Origin of the sequence: Agrobacterium sp. ST15.13.015 (genome assembly GCF_027871645.1) — a bacterium.
GTDB lineage: Bacteria > Pseudomonadota > Alphaproteobacteria > Rhizobiales > Rhizobiaceae > Agrobacterium > Agrobacterium leguminum.
On the sequence record NZ_JAQAHF010000009.1, the window covers coordinates 1 to 24,924 of the forward strand.

Genomic DNA, 24,924 nt, shown 5'->3' on the forward strand with positions numbered 1-24,924 from the left:
GGAGACCCGGGCTCATCCACGGGATCAATGTCCCCAGGGGGGATCGGTCTTCCATCCGCCACCGCACAAGCGACAATAGCACAGCGCGGCGAAATCAAGTTACAAGGGGGCGACGCCAGCGATGGATCGCACCCTTGCCCCCTCATCCCGCTGCCGCGACCTTCTCCCCCTCGGGGAGAAGGCGAAACAGGCACTCGCTCGCTCCGGCGTTGCGGATCAGCGCTACGCTTACGTCCCGCAAAAGGTCCTGAACACCCGCTCATGGTTCATCGGCGGCTGCATATAGACGAAATTGTCCGGCCGCTCCTCGAAAGGCGTCGCGATTGCCCTCAGCATGGCGTGGAAGGGCTCGAAATCCCCCTCTCCCACCGCTGCCTCTATCAGTTCCTCGATGCGGTGGTTGCGCGGGATGATGGCGGGATTGACGGAGAGCATCGCCGCTGATCGTTCGGAATCGAAAATCCCCTCGCGGCCGGCTCTTTCCCGCCAGCGCGCCAGAAATTCGTCCGCCCCGGCAATATCGATGAACATGCCACGAAACGGTTCGGCATCGCCATTGGCCGCATGGGAAAGACGACGGAAGGTCAGCGTATAATCCGCTTCCGATGCCTGCATCAGCGCCAGAAGCGCCTGCACCAGATCGATGTCGCCCTCTTCCTCCAGCGTCAGGCCAAGCTTTTCGCGCATGCCGGTAAGCCAGCGTTTGGGAAAGGCGGCGGCGAAATCGGCGAGAACGGCATTGGCGAGTTCGGCGGCTTTTTCCACCTGCGGATCGAGCAGCGATAACAGGCATTCCGCCAGCCTTGCAATGTTCCATTGCGCAATGCCCGGCTGGTTGTTGAAGGCGTAACGGCCCTGCGCATCGATGGAGGAAAAGACCTTGTTGGGGTGATATTCATCGAGGAAGGCGCAGGGGCCGAAATCGATGGTTTCGCCTGACACCGCCATATTGTCGGTATTCATCACGCCATGGATGAAGCCCACCATCATCCAGCGGGCGATGAGGTCGCATTGCCGTTGCGCTATGCCTTGCAGCAGGGCGAGATAGGGATTGTCTGCCTCTTTCGCCTCGGGATAATGACGGTCGATCACATAGTCAGCGAGGTTTCTGATCCCTTCCTCATCCTCGCGCGCGGCGAAGAACTGGAACGTGCCGACACGGATATGGCTTGCCGCAACGCGGGTGAAAACACCGCCCGGCAGGCCGACTTCGCGCTGCACCCTTTCGCCGGAGAGGACAGCCGCCAGCGCCCGCGTGGCAGGAATGCCGAGCGCAAACATCGCCTCCGACACGATATATTCGCGCAGCACCGGGCCAAGGGCCGCGCGCCCGTCGCCCCGGCGCGAAAACGGCGTCGGGCCGGAGCCCTTGAGCTGGATATCGCGGCGCTTGCCGTTCCTGTCGATCACCTCGCCGAGCAGAATGGCACGGCCATCGCCGAGCTGCGGCACGAAACCACCGAACTGGTGGCCGGCATAGACCATGGCCAGCGGTTCGGCCCCCTGCGGCACGACATTGCCGGAAAAGATCGCCGCCAGCCTTTCATCGTCAAGGCGGGCCAAATCGAGAAGGAGTTCATCGGCCAGCCCACGATTGAAGGCGATGAGCCGCGGCGCCTTCACCGGCGTCGGCAGCACGGCGGCGCTGAACCGTTCCGGCAGGCGGGCATAGGAATTGTCGAATTTCATCACGGGTAAACTCCCTGCTTTGCCCCTATATGGGGCCGGAAGGCGACGGATGCGAGCGATAAATGCCCAACCTGCGCGATCGCCTCATTCAATTTTGCGCAATGAACTTTCCCGCGCCATCATCGTTCCTATGCTTGACCCGCAGAATGCCCAAGGAAAGGAAAAGCAATGAGCGTCGTTGAAGCCGTAGCCGAGCCGGAAAGCGCCATCCGCACCATTCACACCGATCTGCCCGTCAACGCCACCTTCCATGTCTGGCTGAAAGCGAAGAAAGATGCCGAGCCGGGTGCCGTCTCCTTTTCCAATCAGAATGGAAAATTCGCTGAGGTTTCAAGCGTCAACACGGAAGAGTTCGGTTTTCGAATCTATCAGGTTTTCGGCGGCGGCCATGTGGAGCTGAGTTACGACACGGTCACGACCGCCGTTTCCGTCATCTACTGGTTCACGGCGTCGGATGTGCTGGAAACCGGCATCACCGTCGTCCATACCAAGCCGGACAATGCCGCACCGGAGCTTCCCGGCAGCTATCACTTCCGCCCGCCTTTCGGCTGGATGAACGACCCGAACGGTTTCGGTCGCTTCGAGGGGCGGCCGCATCTGTTTTATCAGCATTATTCGCACGGGCTGCGCTGGAACACCATGCATTGGGGCCATGCCGTCTCCTCGGATTATCTGCGCTGGCGGCACTTGCCGATCTTCCTTTTCCCTTCCGAGGATCTGACGACACGGCCAGACAAGCGCGGCGGCGCCTATTCCGGCTCCACCATTCCGCTGGTGGAAGGCACGGGCATCCGCGTCTTCTTCACCGAGCAGGTGCAGGATCGCATTCCCGAACAGCAGATACAGCTCACAGCCACCTCCTCCGATCTCATCATGGCCGGGCAGGCCGAAGTCATTCTCGGTACTCGCCCGGACGGACAGGGGCTGACGCCGGATTTCCGTGACCCTTACGTCTTTCGCGGCCCTGATGGTCTTTGGAAAATGGTGCTCGGCAGCCAGAGCGATGGCGGCGGCGTCATCCTGCTTTACGAGACGCTGGACCCCACCGCCGCATCGGGCTGGACCTATGTGGGCAAGCTGTGGGTGGAAACGCGTTATAAAACCACAGCCATCGAATGCCCCTGCCTGCTGCCGCTCGATGGTCCTGCCAATGCCCGTTCCACCCGCTGGGTGCTGATCTATGGGCTGATGCATTCGGAAGACCCGGAAACCGGCCGCAAGAACCTCACCATGGCCGATGTCGGCTGGTTCGACGGCAAGGTCTTCACCAAGGAATCCGGGCAGGAACTGGATTTCGGCACCGACAATTACGCCTTCCAGGCCTTTCTGGATGGCGACAGCATCATCGGCATGGGCTGGCTGGCCAATTGGGCGGATGCCAATCCGGAGATCGATTTTCCCACCTCCATGACGCTGCCGCGCCGGATTCACTATGCAAACGGCGAGCTTCTGACCCCGCCCATCGGTGCGGCGGAAAGCCTGCGCAGCCATATTCTCGACCGCACGCGGCTGGCCGCCGGCGAACGCATTACCTTCATCAACGGGGCGGTGGAAATATTGTTCGAGCTTGCCTCACCCGGTGCGCCCTTCGAACTGGAGCTCGATCATCCGGCGGTCAGGCTGGGCGTCGTTTCCGATGAGACGGGCCTGTGGATCCGCCACGAGGACGGGCGTGACGGCCCCTCGCCGCACTATATCGCCAAAGGAGCGAGGGCATCCCGCGTCCGCATCTTTCTTGATTACGGCTCCATCGAAGTTTTCGCCAATCGCGGCCGATATGTGGGCACCAAGCGCCTCGAAGGTTTCGAACCGGTACGCTCGGCGCTGCTGAAGGCTGCCCCCGGTGCGGTGGTGCATGCCACCAGCTGGGCGCTGAAACCGTGAGGAACCTTTTGACGGATTGGGCGGTTGATAGACCGAAACCGCCCGTTCCACGGATAAGGAGAAACGGCATGACCAAAATCCGCGACACCAGCGATCCGATCCTGTTTCCCACCGAAGCCAATGAAAACAAGGCCGAGAAAAAACGCGCCGGCAAGGGCATCGTCGTCATTATCGGCGCGATCGCGATCATGGCCTTCGTCGTCTATCTGGCGGCGATCACCATCGCCACCACTCAGTCCTGACGGCGGCGGAAGAGCCACCGTTCGCCCCGCAACCCGCTGGCGGTCATGATCGCCAGCAGCGATACGACTACACCCAGCCCATAGAGGTAAACCATCGGCATCGTCACATCCGCCCGCTCGATCTGCCCCACCAGATCGGTCGCAGCGGCGACGGTGCCGCTGGCGCCCGCACCGGCGGCGGCGCCCAGCGTCGCGACCGTCGGCAGCAGCGCGCCCGTCATCTTGCGTTCCTTTTCCGGCGCGGCCTCCATGGCGGCCTGGCTGATGCCGGCCCATGACATGCCGAAGGCAGAGCCTATCAGAATTTGCCCGACAAGCATTTCTCCCCAGTTGCCGGTCGCGAGCCCGAGCCCCAGCAGCGCGCAGCCCGGCACCATCTGGTAAGGGCCGTAATGCAGGCAAATCTCCCGAATGCGGGCAGAACGCAGGCTGCCGATCAGCATCGCCACGAAGCTCCAGGCAAGCGGCATCGTCACCACGATGAAACCGGCAAAGGTCGGTTCATGCCGCCAGAGATTGATGGCGACATAAGCGAGATAGACGCTGCCCAGCGCATGGGCATAGGACATCAGGAACAGCACCCAGAAACCGCTGCCGAGCACCGTCTTCAGCCGAAAGGAATCCTTCGGGAAAAGACCGATTGAAGGCCGGATGCCCGCACGCAGCGAAGCCCACAGCATCGCCGCGCCCACCAGCAGCGAAAGGGCGCGCAGGCTCGCATCCTCGAAGGCGGAAGGCGCGGAGAACGCCAGGGCGCCGACAAGGCACAGAAACAGCGGCACCAGCGGTTTGCGCGTCGCCGCCACCGGCCGCTCGGCGGACACGGCAATGGTGGTATAGGCCAGAAGCAGCAGGATCAGAGGCGCCGACAGCAGGAAAGTAGCGCGCCAGGAGATGTGTTCGGTGGCGAAACCGCCGGTCAACGGGCCGATGAAGGAGGCGACCGCCCAGATCGCCGCCTCGATGGCGAAGACCTTCGGCAGCAGGCCGGAGCGGAAACCGGCGGGAATGAGGCTGTAGCAAACGGCAACGATCAGCCCGTCCGCCAGTCCCTGCAGGGCACGTCCGACGACCACCCACAAAAAGTCACCGGCGATTGCCGAGAGGACCGAACCGAAAGAAAAAATCAGGCAGCAGAGAAGCAAAACGACGCGTGCGCCAAAGCGCTCGCGAAACAGGACGGCGGTGACGCCGCCCGCGACGGAGCCGACGAAATAGAGACTATAGGCCCAGCTATAAAAGGCAGCGCCGCCGATTTCGTTGACGGCCACGGGCAAGGCCGTCACCACCGCGAACTGATTGAAAGCGTGCAGGCCGATACCGGAGGAAATGACGGTTAGAAGCGAGAGATTCGCCCCGCTCAGCAATTCGCTCCAACCGTTTTTCTCCGTCATTTCCATACTCGACAAAGCCGTATCCTTTCCATTTTTTCGGTACGGCGGGCAAACTAGAACCTCAAGCGCCATTGAGGTCAAGACGGCTTTTTCACGCGATCCGGCCTGACGGAATTCAGTGACGGAATTCAGCGGCGGCAGGAACCCTTCGCGCCTCCGGGCCGTTTGTGGAATGAACGGACAGAAAGGACACCGTCATGGACCGCGAGAAAATCCTGCCCCGCAACGAAGACGCCATGGATGAGGACCTCCTCGATCTCGATATCGACGCCCTTCCCGCCAAGGGAGAAATTCCGCAATCCATCGAACAGGAAATCGAGGAAGAAGAGGCGGAGAGCGAGGACGATCCCTATCAGGAAAGCGACGAGGCCCTGCCCGACGATGCCGAGGAACGGGTGATCGACCGCAACCCTTCGCGGGAGGGTGGGGCTTTCGATGAGGTTTAGGGAAGATTCGGCGCGCGACGGGACGAAAGGCGCGTGAGCATATGGCGCAGATGATCCTGCCCGCCGAAAAAGACCGCAAGAATACGCACCGTCTTTTCACCCTCATCGACATCGAAATAAAAGACAGCCTGATTTTTCGTTACCCGGCGAAGGCCGGGCAATATTTCAGGCAATAATGTTTCCGGAAAAGGCGCTTTGTGAAGCGCTTCCATATCCGCTTCAATTGACCCGACGCGCCGCGCAGCGCGCGCAAAAGCCCCCGGCAAGGCGTCGCCAAGGTCGAGATAGGACTGGATGAGATGGTCGAGAATGAGGCCGAGGTCCTGATCCGTCTGTGTCGAGCGCAGGACCTTAAAGGCCATAACCGGCCTTCTTGGCTGCGATCATCGCTGCCGTTCTTTGCTTGCCCTCTTTCACGGAGACGAAGTCGCCCTGCCGTCGCTCGACCAGCAAATCACGAAGCGCGGCAAGTTCGGCGTCCTTCAGTTCCGTTTCCTGCCGAAGCAGTTCCAGCCCTCGCTGGACGACGGCACTGAGGCTGGCATAACGCCCTTCCTCCACCAGCCTGCGGGCGAAGCTATCCTGTTGATCGGAGATGGAAACTGACGCCTTGACGGACATTGTGGCACTCCCTTAACAGGAAAGATAATGCTACTCAGTAGCACATCGTTCCCACTCATTCCAGCAACGAGACGCTTCAGCCCGCCCGTTCCGGCGAATAACCGGCTTCGCGGATCGCCGCTTCCGCGGTTGCGGCATCGCCCATAACCGTCAGTCTGTGGGCATCGAGGTCGATGCTGACGGAGGCGCCGGGAAGCGCTTCCGTGAGAGCGCCGCGCAGCGTCTTTTCGCAATGGCCGCAGGTCATGTCCGGAATGAGGAAAGTGGTTGCACTCATGGTTTTCTCCTTATCGCCGGGCGCGATGTTGTCGCACCGGCCGTCATTAAAGGTCAGTGGGTTCGCGCGTGCCTGGCGTCAGTCTTATCCGCGCCCGCGAGATCGTCGAGAATGGGACAATCGGGCCGGTGGTCGCCGCCGCAGCAATGGGCGAGATGGGAGAGCGTCTTCACCATGCTCTTCATCTCGGCGATCTTCTGCTCGAGATCGGCGATGTGGACGAGCGCGATTTCCTTCACCGCCGAACTCTCGCGGCTCTTGTCCTGCCAGAGTTTCAGCAGCGTCTCGGTTTCTTCCAGCGAGAAACCGAGCGTGCGCGCCCGCTTGATGAAGCGCAGATTGTGCACGTCCTGCTCGCCATAGACCCGGTAATTATTGCCGGTGCGGGCGGCCGGCGTGATGAGGCCGATCTGCTCGTAATAGCGGATCATCTTGGCGGAAACGCCCGATGCTTCCGATGCCTGGCCGATATTCATGACGTCACCTCCCGATGGGCCACCTTCGCCCGTTTCAACCGCAGCGCATTGGCGAGAACGAAGACGCTGGAGAGCGCCATGGCGCCCGCGCCGATCATCGGCGATAGCGTGATGCCGAAGGCCGGATAGAGCACGCCCGCCGCAACCGGTATCAGCGCCACATTATAACCGAAAGCCCAGAACAGGTTTTCCTTGATGTTGCGGATGGTCGCCCGGCTCATCTCGATGGCGTTGACCGCACCGAGCAGATCGCCGCCGACCAGCACCACATCGGCGCTTTCAATGGCGACATCCGTGCCGGTGCCGACGGCGATGCCGATATCGGCCTCGGCTAGGGCCGGCGCATCGTTGATGCCGTCACCCACGAAGGCCAGCACCTTGCCGCCTGCGCGCATCTCGTGGATCGCCTTCACCTTGCCCTCGGGCAGCACTTCGGCCACCACGCGGGAAATGCCGACCTGCCGGGCGATTGCATTCGCCGTGCGTTCATTGTCGCCCGTTACCATCGCTACTTCGATGCCCATGGCCTGCAATGCCCGGATGACGGTGACACTTGACGGTTTGAGCGGATCGGCAACCGCAATCGCGGCCGCCAGCCTGCCGTCGATGGCGGCATAAAGCGGCGTCTTGCCCTCGTCACCCAGCCTTGCGGCGGCCTCAGCGAAGACATCCACGGAATGGCCGAGTTTCGCCATGAACCGATCCGCGCCGACTTCGACCCTGCGGCCATTGACGGTGGCGGCGATGCCATAACCCGTGACGCTTTCGAAGTTTTCGACGGTCGCAGGTTCGAGTCCTGCAGGGGTCGCAAGCTTCTTTTCTTCCGCAGCCCGGACGATGGCTTCGGCAATCGGATGTTCCGAGCGGCCCTCGACGGCGGCGACGAGCGCCAGCACCTCGTTGTCGGCAAACCCTTCCGCAACCACCAGATCGGTCAGTTCCGGGCGACCCTTGGTCACGGTGCCGGTCTTGTCGACCACGACGATCTCAGCCGAGCGCAGCTCCTGTAGCGCCTGTCCCTTGCGGAACAGCACACCCAGCTCCGCCGCCCGGCCGGTGCCGACCATGATGGATGTCGGCGTGGCGAGACCCATGGCGCAGGGGCAGGCAATGATGAGCACCGCGACCGCATTGACCAGCGCGAAAGTATAGGCAGGCTCGGGACCGAAGATCGCCCAGACGATGAAGGTCAGAACAGCGATTGCTATGACAACGGGTACGAAAAGCGCGGTGACGCGGTCCACCAGCAGCTGGATCGGCAGCTTTGACCCTTGCGCCTCCTCCACCATGCGGATGATCTGCGACAGCATGGTATCCGCGCCGACCTTGGTTGCCTTGAACTTGAAGGCGCCTGTCTTGTTGATGGTGCCACCGACAACCGCTGCGCCGACCTTCTTTTCCACCGGTACGGGTTCGCCCGATATCATGGACTCATCGACATAGGAGGAGCCTTCGACGACTTCGCCATCCACCGCCAGCCTTTCGCCGGGACGGATGACGACGATATCGCCGGCCACGAGGTCTTCGGGGGAAATATCGATGGTAGCGCCGTCGCGCTCCACCCGGGCGGTCTTCGCTTGCAGGCTCATCAGCTTGCGGATGGCGTCTCCCGTGCGGCCGCTGGCACGGGCTTCTAGAAGCCGTCCGGTCAGGATCAGCGTGGCGATGACGGTTGCCGCTTCATAATAGACGAACTGCGCCTCTTCCGGCAGCAGGTCGGGCGCGAAGGTGACGACGACCGAATAGAGATAGGCCGCCGTCACACCCAGCGCCACCAGCGAGTTCATTTCCGGCGCGCCGCGCAGCAGAGCCGGGAAACCGGTCTTCAGGAAACGCAGGCCCGGTCCGAAAATCACCGCCGTCGCCAGCGCGAAATAGATGTAATAAAGGTTCTGCGTATCGATGATGCCCATCAGCCAGTGATGCATCGGCTCATAGAGATGGCCGCCCATTTCCAGCACGAAAAGCGGTGCGGTCAGGATCGCGGCAATCGTCAGGTCGCGTTTCAGCGCGCCCTCTTCGCCGGCATGCTGCATATGGTCGTGGCCGCCGGCCTCGCCCGCCGCCATCTGGCCGTGGCCCTGATGATGTCCGTGGTGCTGGCCGTGACCGTTGTGGGCGGAATGGTCGTGCGGCGCCGGCGTCTTCAGCACGAACCCGGCAAGCTTTGCCGTTTCCACAAGCGCATCCCGTTCACGCCGGCCGCCAACAGTTTCCACGGAGGCCTTGCCGGAGGCCGCATCGACCTTGACGGCGATTGTGGTGGCGACCGCTTCCAGAACGGCCTTCAGCCGCTCGGCCCCAGCCTCGCCCCGCAAGCCTTCCACCGCAAATTCATGACGCTCCGGCGCGATATCGTAACCGACCTTCTTGATGGCGGCGCCAAGCGTTCTGGCCGAAAAACCCTCGGCCGGCTCGACGGTGAGCTTCTTCGTGGCGAAGTTCACGGAACTCGACATGACACCCGGCACCTTGGCCGCGGCCGTTTCCACCCGGCGCACGCAGGAAGCGCAGGTCATGCCTTCCACGGGAATGGAAACCGGTTCATGTCGATGGGCGTGTTTGACTGTCTCGTTCATGGGAAATCCCCTTTCGAGACCCTATGTAGAGATTCCCATGATGGGAAGGTCAAGGGAAGCGGAAACTTTTTGTTGAACACACAATCGTGAGTGCAGCGGGCTTCTTGTTGCCGCCCGCTGACGGACACCTAATAACCACGCTATCTCGGTCCATAGCGTTCACATTTCCATGCGCCAAGATATCACCCTCATTCCTGTGCTTGTCACAGGAATCCAGTCGACGCGCGTCGGCGCGACGGGAAGAGTCCTTTCAGCCCAAGGACTTGGGCTGGCTGGATCCCTGTGACAAGCACAGGGATGAGGGAAGGAGCACGTCACAAAAACTACGCTTTTATGGGATGCGTGCGGCTACCGATGCACGGCCAGCCGGGGAATATCGCGCAGGAAGGCATCGCGCACGGCGGGGCCGAGCGGCTCGTCGGACGGTTTGTCGGAAACGCGCAGTCTCGCAAAAACGATGTGCTGGCCTTCGCGCTCTGCCCAGCCGACGAACCAGCCGAAGGGGCGGTTGCGGTCGGGATTGCCCTTTTCGTCGCGCATGTAGCCCGTGCCGGTCTTACCGTGCACCGCCCAACTTTCCGGCGCATCGAAGACCGGCACGATTGCCCTCGTCTTCGCCTGCGCATCGCGCGAGACGGGCAGATTGCCGGCCAGAAGGCGGCGGAGGAAGCCGACCTGTTCTACCGGCGAGACCGTCAGCGACGATCCGAGCCAGGAATGGGTCAGACCGTTATTCTTGCCCGGCTCGCCGGAAACATCGGCATTGCCGTAACCGAGGCGCTTCACATAGGCGGCGAATTTTTCCGGGCCGAGGCGGCGGGTGATTTCACGCGAATACCACAGCACCGAATCCTGTTCCCATATCGAGGGATCAACCGTCTTGCGGTCGGAGGCGCGCGCCTCCGTGCCGGGTTTCCAGTCCCAGGCGGGCGTCTTTTCATCCTGAAGAATACCGGCGTCGTAACCGATCAACGCCAGCGGCACCTTGAAGGTGGAGGCCGGCGCCACGCGCTGATCGCAGGCGCCCTGCTGGTTGATGATGGCGCCGGTCTCGATGGAGGTTACCAGCGTGCATTCGAAGGCCTGGGGCTGTTGCTGGGCGTCAGCGGAAAACGGCAGGAGCCCCGGAAGGGCGAGGCATGAAAGAACGATGGCGGGAAGCCGATAGCGCATGCGTTTTGATGTCCCTCGTCCGCTTTTGCGGATCATTTGCCGGAATGGCCGGAAGCTGTCTTTGATTTCAGACAAGTCGTACCCCGAAACCGCGACACGCTTTCGGGCGACACTGCCTTAAGGGAACGATGGGGCAGGAATAGGACCAAAACGAAAATTGACGTTTTCCGTCACATCCGTTCCTTTTCGCCTGCCCTCTCACCCACTGTCAGGGGCCAGTCGACCACATAATCCTCGAAGTCGTCAACATCCACATCGGCCTCGCTGACGGTGCGGCCGCGCGCGGAAATGCCGGCATGATGCACCGTTTCCGTATCGCCGGAAACGAGATAGTGCCACCAGTACAGATCCTTACCGTCGCGCACCAGCGCATAGGCGCATGTGGGCGGCAGCCAGCCGATCTCATGCACCTTCTTCAGGTCGAGCTGAATACAGTCCGGCACGGTGGCGCGGCGGTTTTCGTAATCGGAGCATCGACAGCTCTCGCCGTCGAGCAGCACACAGCGAACCGAAGTGAACACCACTTCGCCGGTGTCCCAGTCCTCCAGCTTGTTCAGACAGCACAGGCCGCAGCCGTCGCACAGGCTTTCCCATTCCTCACCGGTCATCTCCGTGAGTGATTTGGTTTTCCAGAACGGCGCGTCATTCATCGTTAACATTTCCGTTTCATTTTGATCTCTTGGACGGGAGTGTTTAACCGGTCCCTAATCCTTTATATCGTATCGCCAAGGGCTGGTTTGTACGATATTTTAGCATATTGGCAGGCGGCAGAGGGGTCATTGGCCCGCGAAAGGCCGCCGCGTCAAGCACTTCCGACATAACCATGCCACGGTTTTGCGTCGGGAATGGGTTGAAGCGTAGAATATCACGCAGACATATCGGTGGCCGCGTTGCGTTGAACAGGAAAACATCGCCAGGTGCAGGAAGAAAAAGACGATAAAAAAGGCCGTAAAAAACGGCACATCCTGCTCCGGATCGATAGCTTCATCGATAGCGGCCTGTGGACGGCTGCGGCAAGGCTGGTGGATTTCTGGGAAGACGTCACCATCGCCTCGCGCAAGCTGCATGTGCGCGGCTGGAAGAAGCTTCTCGTCAACCTCACCTGCGACGCGCTGACCTTCGGAACGGCTGGGTCCGTCGTGCTTCTGGCGCTCGCCATGCCGGCCTTCGAGGAAACCAAGAAGGATTGGCGTTATCGCGGCGATTTCGCCGTCACCTTTCTTGATCGTTACGGCAACACCATCGGCCATCGCGGTATCATTCATGAGGATTCCGTTCCGATCGACCAGATGCCGGATCATTTCATCAAGGCGGTGCTGGCGACCGAGGACCGGCGCTTCTTCGACCATTTCGGCATCGATTTCATCGGCCTTGCCCGCGCCATGAGCGAAAACGCCCGCGCCGGCGGCGTGGTACAGGGCGGCTCGACGCTGACGCAGCAGCTCGCCAAGAACCTGTTCCTCACCAATGAGCGCTCGCTGGAGCGCAAGATCAAGGAAGCCTTCCTCGCGCTGTGGCTCGAGACCAACATGTCGAAGAAGGAAATCCTCAGCCTTTATCTCGACCGCGCCTATATGGGCGGCGGCACCTTCGGGGCGGCGGCGGCGGCGCAATTTTATTTCGGCAAGAACCTGACCGATGTGACATTGGCCGAATCCGCCATTCTGGCCGGCCTGTTCAAGGCGCCGGCCAAATATGCGCCGCATGTCAACCTGCCGGCCGCGCGTGCCCGCGCCAACACCGTGCTTTCCAACCTGGTGCAGAGCGGGTTGATGACCGAGGGCCAGGTGATCGGCGCGCGGCGCAACCCGGCCACCGTCATCGACCGCGCCGATGTGAAGGCGCCGGATTATTTCCTCGACTGGGCTTTCGACGAAGTGCAGCGGCTGGCCGCCGAGGGCAAGTTCAAGGACCACACCGTGGTCGTGCGCACCACCATCGATACCGGTCTGCAGCAGGCGGCCGAACAGGCGATGGAAATGGGCCTGCGCGAATTCGGCGAAGGTTACCGCGTCAAGCAGGGCGCGATGGTGATGATCGAGAACGGCGGCGGCGTGCGCGCCATGGTCGGCGGACGCGACTATGGCGAAAGCCAGTTCAACCGCGCCACGGCGGCGCTGCGCCAGCCGGGCTCCTCCTTCAAGGTCTATACCTACTCGGCCGCCATGGAAAAGGGCATGAAGCCGGAGACGCTGATCTCCGACGCGCCTGTGACCTGGCGCGGCTGGTCGCCGCAGAATTATGGCCGCTCCTATGCCGGCAAGGTGACGCTGCAGATGGCGCTCGCCAAATCCTACAACACCGTGCCCGTGCGTCTTGCCAAGGACGTGCTCGGCACGCAGGTCATCGTCGATACCGCCAAGGCCATGGGTGTCGCCACACCGCTGCGCAGCGACAAGACCATTCCGCTCGGCACATCGGAAGTGACGGTGCTCGATCAGGCCACCGCCTATGCCGTTTTCCCGGCCGACGGCATGCAGTCGCGCCGCCACGGCATCGAGCAGGTGCTGGATTATGAGGGCAATGTTCTCTACGATTTCAGCCACAACGAAGCGCCCGCCAAACGGGTGCTTTCCGAAGACGCCAATTCGAAAATGAACCAGATGCTGGTGACCATCCCGGTCATGGGCACGGCCCGGCGCGGCGCCTTGGATAACGGCATCGTTTCCGGCGGCAAGACCGGCACCTCGCAGGCCTATCGCGATGCCTGGTATGTGGGTTTCACCGGCAATTACACCACGGCCGTCTGGTTCGGGAACGACGATTTCACGCCGATGAACAACATGACCGGCGGCGCGCTTCCGGCCATGGCCTTCAAGCGGCTGATGGACTACGCCCATCAGGGCATGGAGCTGCGCCCCATTCCCGGCATCCAGAACCCGCTGCCGACAGGCGCACGCCCGCAGCCCTCGGCGGAAGTGGCGGACGCTGCCACCAGCAGCCCCGCCTTGCCGGCGCTCACCCGCCCGCGCTCGCTCTCGGCCGAGACAACGCGTGTGATCCGCTCCATCGCCAAGAAGATGAAGGAGGCTTCGGCCTTGAGTGTGACGACGCAGAAGGTGGCGGATGCGTCGTTGCGCGAGGGCGCGGAGGATGCGGCGCGGCGGTGAGGTGTGGCGCATGCCTGAAGATTCTGTCGGAGTGCGCGGCTTACCCCCCTCTGCCCTGCCGGGCATCTCCCCCTCAAGGGGGGAGATCGATCTGCGGCGAAGTTTCGCCCATCTCAAGGTTAGAGAATGAAGTGGCGGTAGGGCCACCAGCCGATCTCCCCCCTTGAGGGGGAGATGCCCGGCAGGGCAGAGGGGGGTAAGCCGCTCACTCCGTCGCCACCGTTTCTCCAAATCCGCAACTTAGCGCAACAACACCCCCCTCGCCGTCTCCACCACATGCGACGTCAACACCCCCAGCCGCTCCGCCGCGAGCCGGTTGACCTGCCAGTAAAGCGGAATATCGAGCGGTGTGCCGGGAACGATCTCCACCAGCCTGCCCGTCTTGAGATGATCCCCCACAAGCTGCACCGGGTTGAGCCCCCAGCCCATGCCAGAAAGGCTCGCCTTCACGAAACCGTCGGTCGAGGGCAGCCAATGGGTGGGATAGGCGATATCCTCGCCCAGCACCTTCCTGACCCAGCTCGCCTGCAGCCTGTCCTTCTGGTTGAAGGTGAGCCCCGGCGCGCGGGCAAGGGCGGCGGGCGTGACGCCTCCGGCGAAATGGCGGGCCATGAAATCCGGGCTGGCGGTGGCGTGATAGCGCAGCACGCCGAGGGCCAGGACCCGGCAGCCCTGCACGGGCTTGGCATGGGCGGTGACGGCGGCGAGCACCCTGCCGCCGCGCAGCCATTCCACCGTGTGATCCTGATCGTCCACCGCAATATTGACGAGATAATCGCTGCCGCCGGTGAATTTCGAAACCGCATCCAGAAACCATGTGCCGAGGCTGTCGGCATTGGTGGCGATGTTGAGCGTCACGCGCTCCTGTGCTGCGCCCGCTTCCGCCAGCGCCGGAAGCTGTCGGAACAATTCGCTTTCCAGCATGCCGACATGATCCATGTGACGGCACAGCCATTCGCCCTTTTCCGTCGCTACGCACGGGTTGCCGCGCACGATCAGCACCACGCCCAGCCGCTCCTCCAGTTGCTTGATGCGCTGGGAGACGGCCGACGGCGTGACGCACAGCACCTGCGCCGCCTTTTCGAAACTGCCGGTCTGAGCCACGAGCGCCACGGCCCGCATGGAGGGATAATCGAGCATTACGGCACCTCATGCAGGGTTTGGAGGTGGCGTGAGGGCCCTGGAAGCCATAGGTGACGGCCTCTCTCTCCCTCATTCCTGTGCTTGTCACAGGAATCCAGTCGACGCACGTCTGTGCGGCGTAAGAGTCTTTTCAGCCCCACGACTTGGGCTGGCTGGATTCCTGTGACGAGCACAGGAATGAGGGTGGAGAGATGGCAACGTTGTGGAAAACCGAAAGGTTGAAGAGAGAAGTGCGCCATTAGCTCAGCTTATCCGGATTGAGTTAATTTAACTGGATTAAACTATCCGGCGGAAATATCCAAGCACTCGGTCCGGAAGCAACGCCTTCGGCCATTCCGCAATGGACAGAGGCAGGGGCCGCGACGCGCATGGACATCCAGATCTTCTTCACCGGCCTGACGATGGGCCTCAGCCTCATCGTCGCCATCGGCGCGCAGAATGCCTTCGTTCTGAAGCAGGGGCTGGCGCGCTCGCATGTGTTTGCCGTCTGCGCCACCTGCGCCATTGCCGATGCGCTGTTGATTACCGTCGGGGTTTTCGGTTTTCAGCGGATCAGCGCCATCATGCCGGCGCTCGATCCCATCATGCGTTATGCGGGGGCCGCCTTCCTCATCTGGTATGGCGCCAAAAGCCTGCATTCGGCGCTGCGCTCCTCCGAGGCGCTTTCGGTGGCGGAGCGGCAGGAGGCGAGCCTGTGGCAGACGCTGGCCATCTGCCTTGCGCTGACCTTTCTCAATCCGCATGTCTATCTGGATACCGTCGTGCTGCTCGGCACCATTTCCACGCAGTTTCCCGGCTTCGAAAAAACCTTCGCGGCGGGCGCGGCCACCGGCTCGCTGGTGTTCTTCTTTTCACTGGGTTACGGCGCGCGCTGGCTGCGGCCGATCTTCGAAAAACCCTCCGCCTGGCGTATCCTTGAAGGCGTCATCGCCGTCACCATGTGGGCCATCGCCTTCAAGCTCGTCATGGGCGCCTAAAGCGGCGGCGTATCCCCCTCTCCGATATCCCAATAGAGCCCGGCCATAAGGGTAAGCGCCTCGCGGGCGATCTCCTTCGGCAAATGTTCGTTCGGCGCATGCTGCGAGCAGCCGGGATAGGAATGCGGCACCCAGATGGTGCGCAGTTTGAGGATATCGGCAAAGATATCATTGGGCAGCGAACCGCCGAGATTGGGCAGAAGCGCCGGTTTTCTGCCCGTTGTGCGCGCAATGGAGCGCAGCGTGAAATCCACCCATGGATCCTGCGGATCGAGGCGGGTGGCGCGGAAAATCTCGTCGCCGGCAGGCGCGATTTCCACCATGGCGAAACCCTGCCGGTCGAGGTGACGCCGCACGGCGGGCAGAACCGCTTGCGGATCGATACCAACGACGAAGCGCAGTTGCAGCCGCGCCCATGCCCGTGGCGGAATGGCGTTGACCGGCGCACGCGGATTGCCGGTCTCGAAAGCCAGCACTTCCAGCGCACACCAGCCGAAAACCCGCTCGGCGGTGGAAAGGCCGGGCTCGCCCCAGTCCGGATCGATCTTCGGGCCGTCCGGCCCGCCATCGATTTCACAATCGGCAAGGGCCTCACGCACCGCTTTCGGCAATTCCTCCGGCACCAGTTCCGGCACGCGGATCTGGCCGGTCGGGCCGACGAGGCTTGCGACGGCATGGGCCAGCTGCACGCCGGGATTGGAGAGCGCCCCGCCCCAATTGCCGGAATGATGGCCGCCCTCACGTGCCTTGATCACCAGATCGAAGGTGATGCCGCCGCGCGCGCCGAGAAAAACCGTCGGCCGCTCCGCATTCAGGCGCGGGCCGTCGGAAGCGATCAGAAGATCGGCTTTCAGCCGCTTGCCATGGTTCCGGCAAATCTCCCTCAGGCCGGGGGAGCCCCTCTCCTCGCCCATCTCGATCAGATATTTGGCGTTGAAACCAAGCCTGCCGCGTGTCTCGAGCACGGCCTTCAGCGCCGCCATATTGACCGAATGCTGCCCCTTGTTGTCGGCGGTGCCGCGCCCATACCACCTGCCATTGCGTTCAGACATCACAAAGGGCGAAAGGCCCTCGGCCCAGCCCTCGTCCTGCCCGCGCACCACATCCCCGTGGCCGTATCCCAGCACGGTCGGCAGCGTGCCGCCTTCGAAACGCTCGGCGATCAGAAACGGCAAATCCGCCGTCGGGTCACGCAGGATGGTGCAGGAGAAACCCATGGCGGCGAAAGCGGGGAGCATTTCCTGTTCCAGATAAAGCGTCAGCTCCTCGCCCTGCTCCTCATTCTGGCTTTCGGTCCGTCGCAAAACGCGTCGCGACAAATCCCGCTCGAAGCTGCCATCGTCGAAACAGGCGGCGGCACGGTCGATTGCGGATTGTCGCGACATGATGGAATATCCCCGGTTGTGATCATTTTCACGGAGACTAAACAAGCCGCGCCATTTTCCAAACAGGGAATCAGTGATAGTCCTCGACCTGTTCATAAACGGGAAAACAGCGTGTTCCGAGTTCCATTCCTTGTCGGCATCGCCCTTCTGATCGCCTTTGGCGGCGGCATTGCCGCGACGCTTGCAGCACTTGAGGCGACATCGGGCTTTGGATCGATCCGCATCGGCTCCTGGGATGCGTTTCCCGAAGCGCAGACGATCGAGGCCGATCCTTACGCCAAATCGCACCGCGCCGACGCCGGCAAGCTGCTTTACGGAACCGCTGAAGGGCTGGCTTTTACCGCCTCCGTCGACAGCGATGGGCAACGCCTGAGCGGCGAGTGCCGATACCGGCTGGCGGGCGCCGTGCCGCCCGCGCGTTTCTGGACGATCTACACCGCCGATCAGCAGGGCAATGCGCTAGCGGAGGATGCTGGGCGGCCCTTCGCGCTGAATTCCCGCACGCTCTTGCGCAGCGCCGATGGCGGCATCGACATCACCATCGCCGCTGACGCCCAGACCTATAACTGGCTGTCGGTGCCGCAGGGCCAGACTTTCAGGCTGGTCATGACCCTTCTCGACACGCCCGTCGCGGGCAGTTCCGGCCTGATCGACATCTCCATGCCGCAAATCCGCAAGTTGGGGTGTGGCAATGCTTAGGGTCCTGCTCGCCATCCTCACCGGTCTCGTCGGCGCAGCCGTGCTGCATGTCATCATTCTTCTGGCGATACCGCATTTCAGCAATCGCGACGCCTATACGCGCGCGGTGGCGGAAGGAAAGCCGCATCAGTTTCATCTGCTCGAAGAGACGACGGAGAAAAAGACGCTTGGCAGCGGCGATCCCTTCATGCGGGTCGCGGTCTGCACCTTCGATATCGAGGACAAGCCGGTCAGGCTCACCGCCATCGGGGCCGTGCCCTTCTGGTCGGTCGCGGTTTACGACAAGGCCTCGAATGAGGTGTTCAGCATGAATGACCGCACGTCCGCCGGCGGGGTGATGGATATTCTGGTGGCGGATGCGGTGCAGATCGCCGCCATCCGCAAGGCGCAGCCACCTGCGCTTTCGCAGGCCATTCTGGCGGAATCGGATCAGACGGAAGGATATGTGGTGTTGCGGACCATGGTGCCGCAGCCGAGTTTCGGCGAAGAGGCGGAACGGTTTCTGAACGAGGCGAAATGCCAGCCGACGGCGTGGAAATAACGTCGGTTATTCTCTTTAGTCAGGATTTGAGGGCGGTTTCCGCTGCGGATTTGCCCTTGCGCGCGACTTTGCCGGTCGGCTCGGTATCGCGTTTTTCATAGCGCACGCCGGTAAACAGCACGACTTTCGCCGGGCCGATCACCGTTGCCACCGCGCCGGCAGGGCGCAGGCTTCGTCGGGCGTCGCCGATTGGAATAATCTCTGCCATGCTCATCTCCTCTTCGGGACATGATTGTCAATGTTGCCCATGGGAACCGCGCAAGCCTCGTCTTGCGTCGGGAATTTCATCACCATCACATTGCGCATAGGCCAGTCCACAGACTGGTTTTCGCACGATCCAAAAATCCAAAGCGATTCTTATAAGGGGATCGTGCGCAGATTCAGGCTTCGCATGCCATTTTTGCATTTATTCCGTCGATAAGAATAACATGGAATCCTAATACTGCCCATGAAATTACAAACAGACAGAGGTTAATGATCCGTTAACCTTAATTGCCGGACCCCTACTTATTCCGGCCGGAGCCGCACCCCTTGAAAACAAAGGCGATGCGGTAAAGTTCCACGGCATTTCGTCCGTCATCAAGGTTTTAAAATTTCCTTGTTGATAGAGGCGGATTCTCTCTTGCCACCCCCCATAGTTAACAGGACGTCAACGCATTTGCTCTAATTTGAGCCGATATTGTGTTTGCGTTTGTTGGGTAGTGCATTGACCGACCGGTTTCGAGAACTTGAGAGGCCAAGAGCCGTGAGGAAGAAAGATGTGGTGCTGATGGCCACCGTGACGAATTTCGAGAATGTCTCCCATCCGTCAAAAACGGACCTTCGGCAGTTCGCCGAACTTTTCATGCCGCTTTTCAACGCCTCCACCGACGAAGCCAAGCGGGAGGCCATTGCCGCGCTCTCCCAGCATCCGAGCGTGCCTTCGGCTGTCGCTTTCTTCATCGCCTGCCAGCCGATTTCGCTTGCAGCGCCCTTCCTCATTTCCTCCAAATGCCTCGATGACGACACGCTCATCACCATTGCCCGTACGCAAGGGGCCGCGCATGCGCGAGCCATCGTGCGCCGTGAAGACCTCTCCCCCACCGTCATCGACGCGCTTGTCGGGCTGCGTCACGCCGAAGATCTGAAGCGGCCGGACGGAGAAACGGCGGCTGCCGAACCGCAGGCGGCGGAAAGCCCTGAAGAGCCGAAAGCGGAAGAAAAGACGGACACCATCGCCGCCGCTTCCGCACTCGAAGAGGAAATGCGCCAGCGCATCAAGCAGATGGCGCATCACCTCAACCGCCCGGAAAGCGACGTGCTCGGCCTTCGCCGCCTGAGCGAGGTGCAGGAAGCGCTGCTGGTACGTTTCGCCCGCGAGCGCAATGCCCGGCAATTCGCCGTGGCGCTGGCGGATTCTCTCTCCTCCAGCTACTGGCTGTCGGAGCGCATCATGCTCGATATATCAGGCGCACAGCTGGCAACGACGCTGACTGGCCTTGGCATGGAGTTTTCCGAGGCGGCTTTCGTGCTGCAATGTTTCTATCCGCATCTTTCCGCCGCCGAAGGCGATATGAGCCGTGCCGAAGCCCTGCTCGACCGTCTCGACATCGTGGAATGCGAAGAGCGGCTGGAAAGCTGGCGGCGGGCCGACAGCTATACGCATGGCCGCGAACGGCCGGGCCGCAGCGTACCGCCTGCACAGAGAACCGGGACACAAGGGTAAGCGCGGCTGGCCTTGCGTCTTCACGGGTTGAAGAAGCGGGCCATTGCCGCACAATTCTAGGCCTTGGGCTGATCCACCAGCGTCAGCAGCGTCCCGATCTCATCTGTTTCGATCTCCACTACCCACAGGTCGCTGTCGAAGCGTCGTTCCCTCTCAAGAAGAGCGGCGCTTTCCTCGCCATCCGCACCGGCAAGGCGCGTTTCGAAACGGCGCTCGGCGCGGACTTCCTCGTCATCGGCAAAGCTCTGCGGCGCGGGTCCATAGAGATTTTCGCGGCCATCGCGCAGGCGCTGGCGAATGAAAATCGCCCCCGCCTCCTCTGCCCCCTTTTTTTCGACAGCCGCAAATCCGCCGGCGGAGAAGACGCGGCGGATGAGGGCTGAGACGAACATTTCGGACTTGAGGCGCATGGGGTGCTTTCGATTGGAAACGGTGGGCGTGCTGTTGTTGATTTTGGGCGGGTGAAGGTGCGCGGGGCTTACCCCCCTCTGCCCTGCCGGGCATCTCCCCCTCAAGGGGGGAGATCGGCAAGAGGCCCTTTTGTCGCTTCATTCTCAAGCTTCAAGATGGAAGAGACATCGCCGCAGATCGATCTCCCCCCTTGAGGGGGAGATGCCCGGCAGGGCAGAGGGGGGTAAGCCCCACGCACCTCAACCGCTGTCAAAATCTAAAGCGCCCCAATCGACTTCAGCTTCTTCAACACAGCCTCGCTCGGCTCACCGGTTTCCGGCAGGCGATAGTGTTTCTCAAAGGCGCGGATGGCGTTGCGGGTCTGCTGGCCGGCCACGCCGTCCACCTTCACGTCGGCATAGGCGATGTTGATCAGCCCCTGCTGGATCTTGGCGATCAGATCGCGGCTTGCCGGTTTGGCCGCGCTGTTGAGGGAGGCCGGTTCGGCCTTCGGGCGCGGCGCTTCCGCCTTGCGGATGGCGGCAGCCACGGGGTCGATCTCAACGCCGCCGCTGGTATCGGCAGGCCGGTCCCTGGGGATTGCGGCGACCGTCGCACCATCGATCCTGAGCGCCGCCAGCACGCGGGTCGTCGGTTCGCCGGTCTGTTCCATGCCGAGCGTTTCTTCAAAGAACATGATGGCGGCGGCAGTGCGTGGGCCCATGCGGCCATCCGCCTCGCCTTCGTAAAGCCCGCGTTTCTTCAGTTCGGCCTGAATATCGGCAACGATCTGCTGCGGCTTCTGGTTTTCGGCAACGGGCTGCGCCGGCGTTTCGGCCGCCGGCTGCTGCGCATTTTGCGTCTCCGCCGGTCGCTCTATGCGGAAGGTGGTGACATTGCCCTGCGTGCCGAGCGGTTCGGCCGGGCGATAACCGGCAATGCCGTTCGGGTTTTCCGCATCGCGTGTGCGCAGGAAAGGCGACGGGTGCACGCCCGGCTGATACCAGAGCGCATTGGCGGCGACAAAACCGAAAACGACCGCGAAGGCGCCGCAGCTGCCGACCAGTTTCGGATGGCGCAGGATTTCGCGCCCGATGGCCGCAACCACCAAGGAAACAATCCCGGCGCCAATCTGGGCCGTTGTTTTCTTAGGCGATTTTCGCTTTCGCGGGGCCATCGTCACCATCCTTTTTCATCATTGCGGCCATATCGCCGAGCTGCCGGATGCGCGGCGGAAATTCCACCATGCTTTCGGCTTCGGCGCTTTCGCCGCCACCCGCCATGCCCGAACCGTCGGCAGGCAGGGTGATCGTTACGACCGTGCCCTCGCCGGGCCTGCTGGCGATGGCGAAAGTGCCGCCATGCAGTGCCACAAGCCCCTTGACCAGGGACAATCCCAGACCCGTGCCCTCATAGCGACGGGTATATTCATTCTGAACCTGCATGAAAGGCTGGCCCAGAAGCTCGATCTTGTCGGAAGCGATGCCGATGCCGGTATCGCTCACCGTCAGCTTCAGCATCGCACCCTCACGCGCGGCGTCGATCGACACCACACCACCGGCATCGGTGAATTTTATGGCGTTGCCGGCAAGATTGATCAGAACCTGCCGTATGGCGCGCTGATCGGCCGAGATTTCGCCGATACCGCGCTGGATGCGGCTGGTCAAAGTCAGGCCTTTTTCCTTCGCCTGCAGGCCCAGCATGGCCTCGCAGGACGAGATGGTTTCGGCAATCGGGAAGCTTTCCATCAGCAGCTCGTAACGGCCTGCCTCCAGCTTGCTCATATCGAGCATGGTGTTGACGACAGAGAGAAGATGCGCGCCGGACTGGCGGATCAGGCCGACATATTCCCGCTGGCGGTCGTTCTCCAGCCGGCCGAAATATTCGCCGGCCAGAATATCGGAAAAACCGAGGACGGCGTTGAGCGGCGTGCGCAACTCGTGGCTGACGGCGGCAAGGAAACGCGACTTGGCGTCATTGGCCGATTCCGCCTCGGCCGCCTTGCGAGCGACGTCGCGGCGCAGAAGCTCCATCTCCGTGACATCGGAAAGCTGGGCGACGATGCGGCGTAGCCGGCCGCTGGCGCAGCGGATTGCTGTCATCTCGATACGCGCATGCATGAACTGCGCCTGACGAGACTTTGCACCGGTCTCGAAGCGGAGTTTGGCGGTTGCCCTGTCCTCGCCCTGCCGCAGCAGGTCGAAGGCCTGCATCAATTCGATACGGTCCGAGACATAGACATATTCAACGAGGGCATGGTCCTTGCTGGCCTGCAGAGCGGCCGGGAAGGTCGTAAGATCGCGGCCGGAGACGTGTTCGACGAAGCCGGTATCACCGATCATGAGCACGAGGCCCGGCACCTGCGTAGCGGCGATCAGGTCGTTATCGCCAAACGCGGCGGAAAAGGAGGACGCACCGCGCGCGGGACGCGAAAAGGCAATCAGCAATGCTGCGGCGGCCAGAAACAGCGCCAGCACCAGGGCAGCGCCGATGGGCAGCGCGATGGCGGGGCTGAAAACGAGGCTGAAGAGGGCTGGTACCACCAGAAGTCCGACGACGCTGAAGGCGATAAGCCGGCGCAGGCGCGCAACGGTTCCGGCGCGCCTTTCGGCGTCCTCTTCCATGCGCGCAAGCCATCTGCCTGCGGCACGGTCGACCCATGCGACCGCTTTTTCTCTCATATTACGCAATACCAACACCGAATCCCTGAGGCGGTTCTAACGGCTCCGACAATAGAAGGCGGCGGCTTAAGGAATGGATAAAAAGAATGGCCCCAAAGGCCCGTCAAATGCCCCGCAGTCCCATTACGGGGCATTTCTTCGAAGCTTTGCCAATCATGGTTAATGACGGGTAAGCGACGGATTTCGCTTCATTTTTGCCATCGCGTTAACTTTTGTGGCAAAGCTTTCCGCCGCTTTGCCCCGGAACGCGCGGCCTCTGTCGCAATTATGCTTAACATGGACTGTTAAAATGCGAATGAATTGATGCCAGGCGTCCCGATGCGAGGAGAATAGATACAATTTGAATTAAATTGCGTCGCTTTTTGCAATCGGCTGTTCGCCGGTCGCGTGTAGCTTCTTCACAAGCCCGAAAAACGGGACAAAGGCCGATGACCCGAAACCGGGCGGGGCTTTAGAAAACAAAGATCGTCTGGCAGGGTAGTCTGACAATGTGGTTTCTGATCAAGGGAACATTCTGGTTTTCGCTGGTGCTGGTGGCGCTGTCCTATTTCGGCAGCAGCAACGATCCGGCCAAGGAACCTTCGGCCTTCGATATTCCCAGCGCCGTTTCGGCCGCCGGTGAAGCCTATCGTTATGTCAGCGCCATCTGCATCGAAAAGCCCGATGTCTGCGTCAAGGGCGCCGAAACCTTCCACGCGCTCGGTGAGCGGGCAAAGGAAGGCGCAAAGGTGGCCTATGAGCTGCTGGACAAGCAGCTTGCTTCCGGTGACAAGCCCGCCCCCGCCGCTGAGCTCGCGGCCGAGACCGAAAAACTGGCCGAAGCCCCGGTCGTCAGCGTCGAATTTCCGAAGGATGCCGACATGCTGAAGACCGGCACCGTCATTCCCCTGCCGCAGAAGCGCCCTGCTCCCTGATCTATGCCGGCCACCGCGCCGCACTTTTTTGCGAGCGGAGATTTCCGCCGCCGACTGCCTGCCTGACTTGCCTACGGAAACCTGTTTTCCGTGGGCTTTTTCATGGTCCATGGTTCAAAACCGGCCGCACTTCGCCTATATCCTAAGAAAGACCTGCAATAATGGATGATACGGCGCGCAAATGGCCTCTCTCGAAACGATCCTTGACGACTTTGCCTTCCTCGATGACTGGGAGGATCGCTATCGTTATGTCATCGAACTCGGCAAGGCGCTTCCCGATCTGCCGGAAGACAAGCGCACGGCCGAGAACAAGGTGCATGGTTGCGCAAGCCAGGTCTGGCTCGTCAGCCATAGCGATGGTGCGGAAGACCCTCTCCTGACCTTCGAAGGCGATTCGGATGCGCATATCGTGCGCGGCCTCGTCGCCATCGTGCTCGCCGTTTATTCCGGCAAGAGAGCCTCCGAAATCGCCGGTCTCGACGCCATCGAGGTATTCGACAGGATCGGGCTGGTGGAGCATCTGTCTTCGCAGCGCGCCAACGGCCTGCGCTCCATGATCAAGCGCATCCGTGAGGAAGCCCGGCTGCTGGCCGCCTGA

At 61.6% G+C, this 24,924-nt stretch carries 25 protein-coding genes; 10 read left to right on the forward strand and 15 right to left on the reverse strand.

Annotation, left to right across the window (positions count from 1 at the left end; genetic code table 11):
• Positions 1-228: 228 nt before the first annotated feature.
• On the reverse strand, positions 229-1,689 hold the full coding sequence (locus PIB16_RS14930; RefSeq protein WP_271045916.1) for a protein adenylyltransferase SelO: 1,461 nt from the start codon (positions 1,687-1,689) through the stop codon (positions 229-231).
• A 168-nt stretch (positions 1,690-1,857) separates the two neighbouring features.
• On the opposite strand from PIB16_RS14930, the gene PIB16_RS14935 reads away from it, so the two are divergent.
• Both PIB16_RS14935 and PIB16_RS14940 read left to right on the forward strand, forming a co-directional pair.
• Positions 1,858-3,573, forward strand: a complete 1,716-nt coding sequence (locus PIB16_RS14935; RefSeq protein WP_271045791.1) for a glycoside hydrolase family 32 protein — start codon at positions 1,858-1,860, stop codon at positions 3,571-3,573.
• 68 nt (positions 3,574-3,641) lie between these two features.
• Positions 3,642-3,815 carry a hypothetical protein gene (locus PIB16_RS14940; RefSeq protein WP_078051557.1) on the forward strand — a complete coding sequence of 58 codons (174 nt, stop codon included), beginning with the start codon at positions 3,642-3,644 and terminating at the stop codon, positions 3,813-3,815.
• Here PIB16_RS14940 and PIB16_RS14945 read toward each other — a convergent pair.
• The gene (locus tag PIB16_RS14945; protein ID WP_271045917.1) at positions 3,806-5,215 is read right to left on the reverse strand and encodes an MFS transporter; all 1,410 of its coding nucleotides are present in this window, start codon (positions 5,213-5,215) and stop codon (positions 3,806-3,808) included. The genes PIB16_RS14940 and PIB16_RS14945 overlap by 10 nt on opposite strands.
• A 191-nt stretch (positions 5,216-5,406) precedes the next feature.
• Between PIB16_RS14945 and PIB16_RS14950 the strand changes: the two genes are divergently transcribed.
• Positions 5,407-5,655, forward strand: a complete 249-nt coding sequence (locus tag PIB16_RS14950; protein WP_078051558.1) for a hypothetical protein — start codon at positions 5,407-5,409, stop codon at positions 5,653-5,655.
• On the opposite strand, the gene PIB16_RS14955 is transcribed toward PIB16_RS14950, so the two are convergent.
• From PIB16_RS14955 to PIB16_RS14985, 7 genes are all read right to left on the reverse strand, one after another.
• On the reverse strand, positions 5,652-6,017 hold the full coding sequence (locus tag PIB16_RS14955; RefSeq protein WP_271045792.1) for a type II toxin-antitoxin system RelE/ParE family toxin: 366 nt from the start codon (positions 6,015-6,017) through the stop codon (positions 5,652-5,654). The two genes, PIB16_RS14950 and PIB16_RS14955, sit on opposite strands and share 4 nt — an antisense overlap.
• Positions 6,007-6,276, reverse strand: a complete 270-nt coding sequence (locus PIB16_RS14960) for a ribbon-helix-helix domain-containing protein (RefSeq protein WP_142846480.1) — start codon at positions 6,274-6,276, stop codon at positions 6,007-6,009. Before PIB16_RS14960 ends, PIB16_RS14955 begins: the two co-directional genes overlap by 11 nt.
• Before the next feature lie 76 nt (positions 6,277-6,352).
• Positions 6,353-6,553: a heavy-metal-associated domain-containing protein gene (locus tag PIB16_RS14965; RefSeq protein ID WP_065654204.1), complete on the reverse strand. Its 201-nt coding sequence runs from the start codon at positions 6,551-6,553 to the stop codon at positions 6,353-6,355.
• Between the two features lie 53 nt (positions 6,554-6,606).
• Positions 6,607-7,029, reverse strand: coding sequence for a Cu(I)-responsive transcriptional regulator (gene cueR / locus PIB16_RS14970; RefSeq protein WP_080852467.1), 423 nt, complete (start codon positions 7,027-7,029; stop codon positions 6,607-6,609).
• Positions 7,026-9,608, reverse strand: coding sequence for a heavy metal translocating P-type ATPase (locus PIB16_RS14975; protein WP_271045793.1), 2,583 nt, complete (start codon positions 9,606-9,608; stop codon positions 7,026-7,028). Before PIB16_RS14975 ends, cueR begins: the two co-directional genes overlap by 4 nt.
• 348 nt (positions 9,609-9,956) lie before the next feature.
• Positions 9,957-10,781 carry a class D beta-lactamase gene (blaOXA, locus tag PIB16_RS14980; protein ID WP_065654207.1) on the reverse strand — a complete coding sequence of 275 codons (825 nt, stop codon included), beginning with the start codon at positions 10,779-10,781 and terminating at the stop codon, positions 9,957-9,959.
• A gap of 170 nt (positions 10,782-10,951) precedes the next feature.
• Positions 10,952-11,431: a YcgN family cysteine cluster protein gene (locus PIB16_RS14985; RefSeq protein ID WP_174035790.1), complete on the reverse strand. Its 480-nt coding sequence runs from the start codon at positions 11,429-11,431 to the stop codon at positions 10,952-10,954.
• 267 nt (positions 11,432-11,698) lie between these two features.
• On the opposite strand from PIB16_RS14985, the gene PIB16_RS14990 reads away from it, so the two are divergent.
• Positions 11,699-13,891, forward strand: coding sequence for a transglycosylase domain-containing protein (locus PIB16_RS14990; protein ID WP_271045794.1), 2,193 nt, complete (start codon positions 11,699-11,701; stop codon positions 13,889-13,891).
• A gap of 240 nt (positions 13,892-14,131) precedes the next feature.
• On the opposite strand, the gene PIB16_RS14995 is transcribed toward PIB16_RS14990, so the two are convergent.
• Positions 14,132-15,031, reverse strand: coding sequence for a LysR family transcriptional regulator ArgP (locus PIB16_RS14995; protein WP_080856109.1), 900 nt, complete (start codon positions 15,029-15,031; stop codon positions 14,132-14,134).
• A gap of 371 nt (positions 15,032-15,402) precedes the next feature.
• On the opposite strand from PIB16_RS14995, the gene PIB16_RS15000 reads away from it, so the two are divergent.
• Complete coding sequence (locus PIB16_RS15000; RefSeq protein WP_059753851.1) at positions 15,403-16,011, forward strand: LysE/ArgO family amino acid transporter; 609 nt, start codon at positions 15,403-15,405, stop codon at positions 16,009-16,011.
• Here the strand turns inward: PIB16_RS15000 and PIB16_RS15005 are convergent.
• Positions 16,008-17,396 carry a M20 family metallopeptidase gene (locus PIB16_RS15005; RefSeq protein ID WP_271045795.1) on the reverse strand — a complete coding sequence of 463 codons (1,389 nt, stop codon included), beginning with the start codon at positions 17,394-17,396 and terminating at the stop codon, positions 16,008-16,010. The two genes, PIB16_RS15000 and PIB16_RS15005, sit on opposite strands and share 4 nt — an antisense overlap.
• Positions 17,397-17,507: 111 nt before the next feature.
• Here PIB16_RS15005 and PIB16_RS15010 point away from each other — a divergent pair, with 111 nt between their 5' ends.
• The gene (locus tag PIB16_RS15010; protein WP_271045796.1) at positions 17,508-18,095 is read left to right on the forward strand and encodes a DUF1214 domain-containing protein; all 588 of its coding nucleotides are present in this window, start codon (positions 17,508-17,510) and stop codon (positions 18,093-18,095) included.
• On the forward strand, positions 18,088-18,636 hold the full coding sequence (locus PIB16_RS15015; protein WP_035261158.1) for a DUF1254 domain-containing protein: 549 nt from the start codon (positions 18,088-18,090) through the stop codon (positions 18,634-18,636). Before PIB16_RS15010 ends, PIB16_RS15015 begins: the two co-directional genes overlap by 8 nt.
• 19 nt (positions 18,637-18,655) lie before the next feature.
• On the opposite strand, the gene PIB16_RS15020 is transcribed toward PIB16_RS15015, so the two are convergent.
• Positions 18,656-18,844 carry a hypothetical protein gene (locus PIB16_RS15020; protein WP_035261156.1) on the reverse strand — a complete coding sequence of 63 codons (189 nt, stop codon included), beginning with the start codon at positions 18,842-18,844 and terminating at the stop codon, positions 18,656-18,658.
• A 561-nt stretch (positions 18,845-19,405) separates the two neighbouring features.
• Between PIB16_RS15020 and PIB16_RS15025 the strand changes: the two genes are divergently transcribed.
• Positions 19,406-20,341 (forward strand): DUF2336 domain-containing protein, encoded by a 936-nt coding sequence (locus PIB16_RS15025; protein ID WP_271045918.1) that lies wholly within the window; start codon positions 19,406-19,408, stop codon positions 20,339-20,341.
• A gap of 56 nt (positions 20,342-20,397) precedes the next feature.
• Here the strand turns inward: PIB16_RS15025 and PIB16_RS15030 are convergent, their stop codons facing one another.
• The 3 genes from PIB16_RS15030 to PIB16_RS15040 all read right to left on the reverse strand — a co-directional run bounded on the left by PIB16_RS15030 (position 20,398) and on the right by PIB16_RS15040 (position 23,412).
• Positions 20,398-20,751 (reverse strand): DUF1491 family protein, encoded by a 354-nt coding sequence (locus PIB16_RS15030; protein ID WP_271045797.1) that lies wholly within the window; start codon positions 20,749-20,751, stop codon positions 20,398-20,400.
• Between the two features lie 257 nt (positions 20,752-21,008).
• Positions 21,009-21,908 carry a peptidoglycan-binding domain-containing protein gene (locus PIB16_RS15035; RefSeq protein WP_162934045.1) on the reverse strand — a complete coding sequence of 300 codons (900 nt, stop codon included), beginning with the start codon at positions 21,906-21,908 and terminating at the stop codon, positions 21,009-21,011.
• Positions 21,880-23,412 carry a sensor histidine kinase gene (locus tag PIB16_RS15040; protein ID WP_271045798.1) on the reverse strand — a complete coding sequence of 511 codons (1,533 nt, stop codon included), beginning with the start codon at positions 23,410-23,412 and terminating at the stop codon, positions 21,880-21,882. Before PIB16_RS15040 ends, PIB16_RS15035 begins: the two co-directional genes overlap by 29 nt.
• Positions 23,413-23,900: 488 nt before the next feature.
• Between PIB16_RS15040 and PIB16_RS15045 the strand changes: the two genes are divergently transcribed.
• Positions 23,901-24,326, forward strand: a complete 426-nt coding sequence (locus PIB16_RS15045) for a DUF5330 domain-containing protein (protein ID WP_003522299.1) — start codon at positions 23,901-23,903, stop codon at positions 24,324-24,326.
• Between the two features lie 181 nt (positions 24,327-24,507).
• The gene (locus tag PIB16_RS15050) at positions 24,508-24,924 is read left to right on the forward strand and encodes a SufE family protein (protein ID WP_080817400.1); all 417 of its coding nucleotides are present in this window, start codon (positions 24,508-24,510) and stop codon (positions 24,922-24,924) included.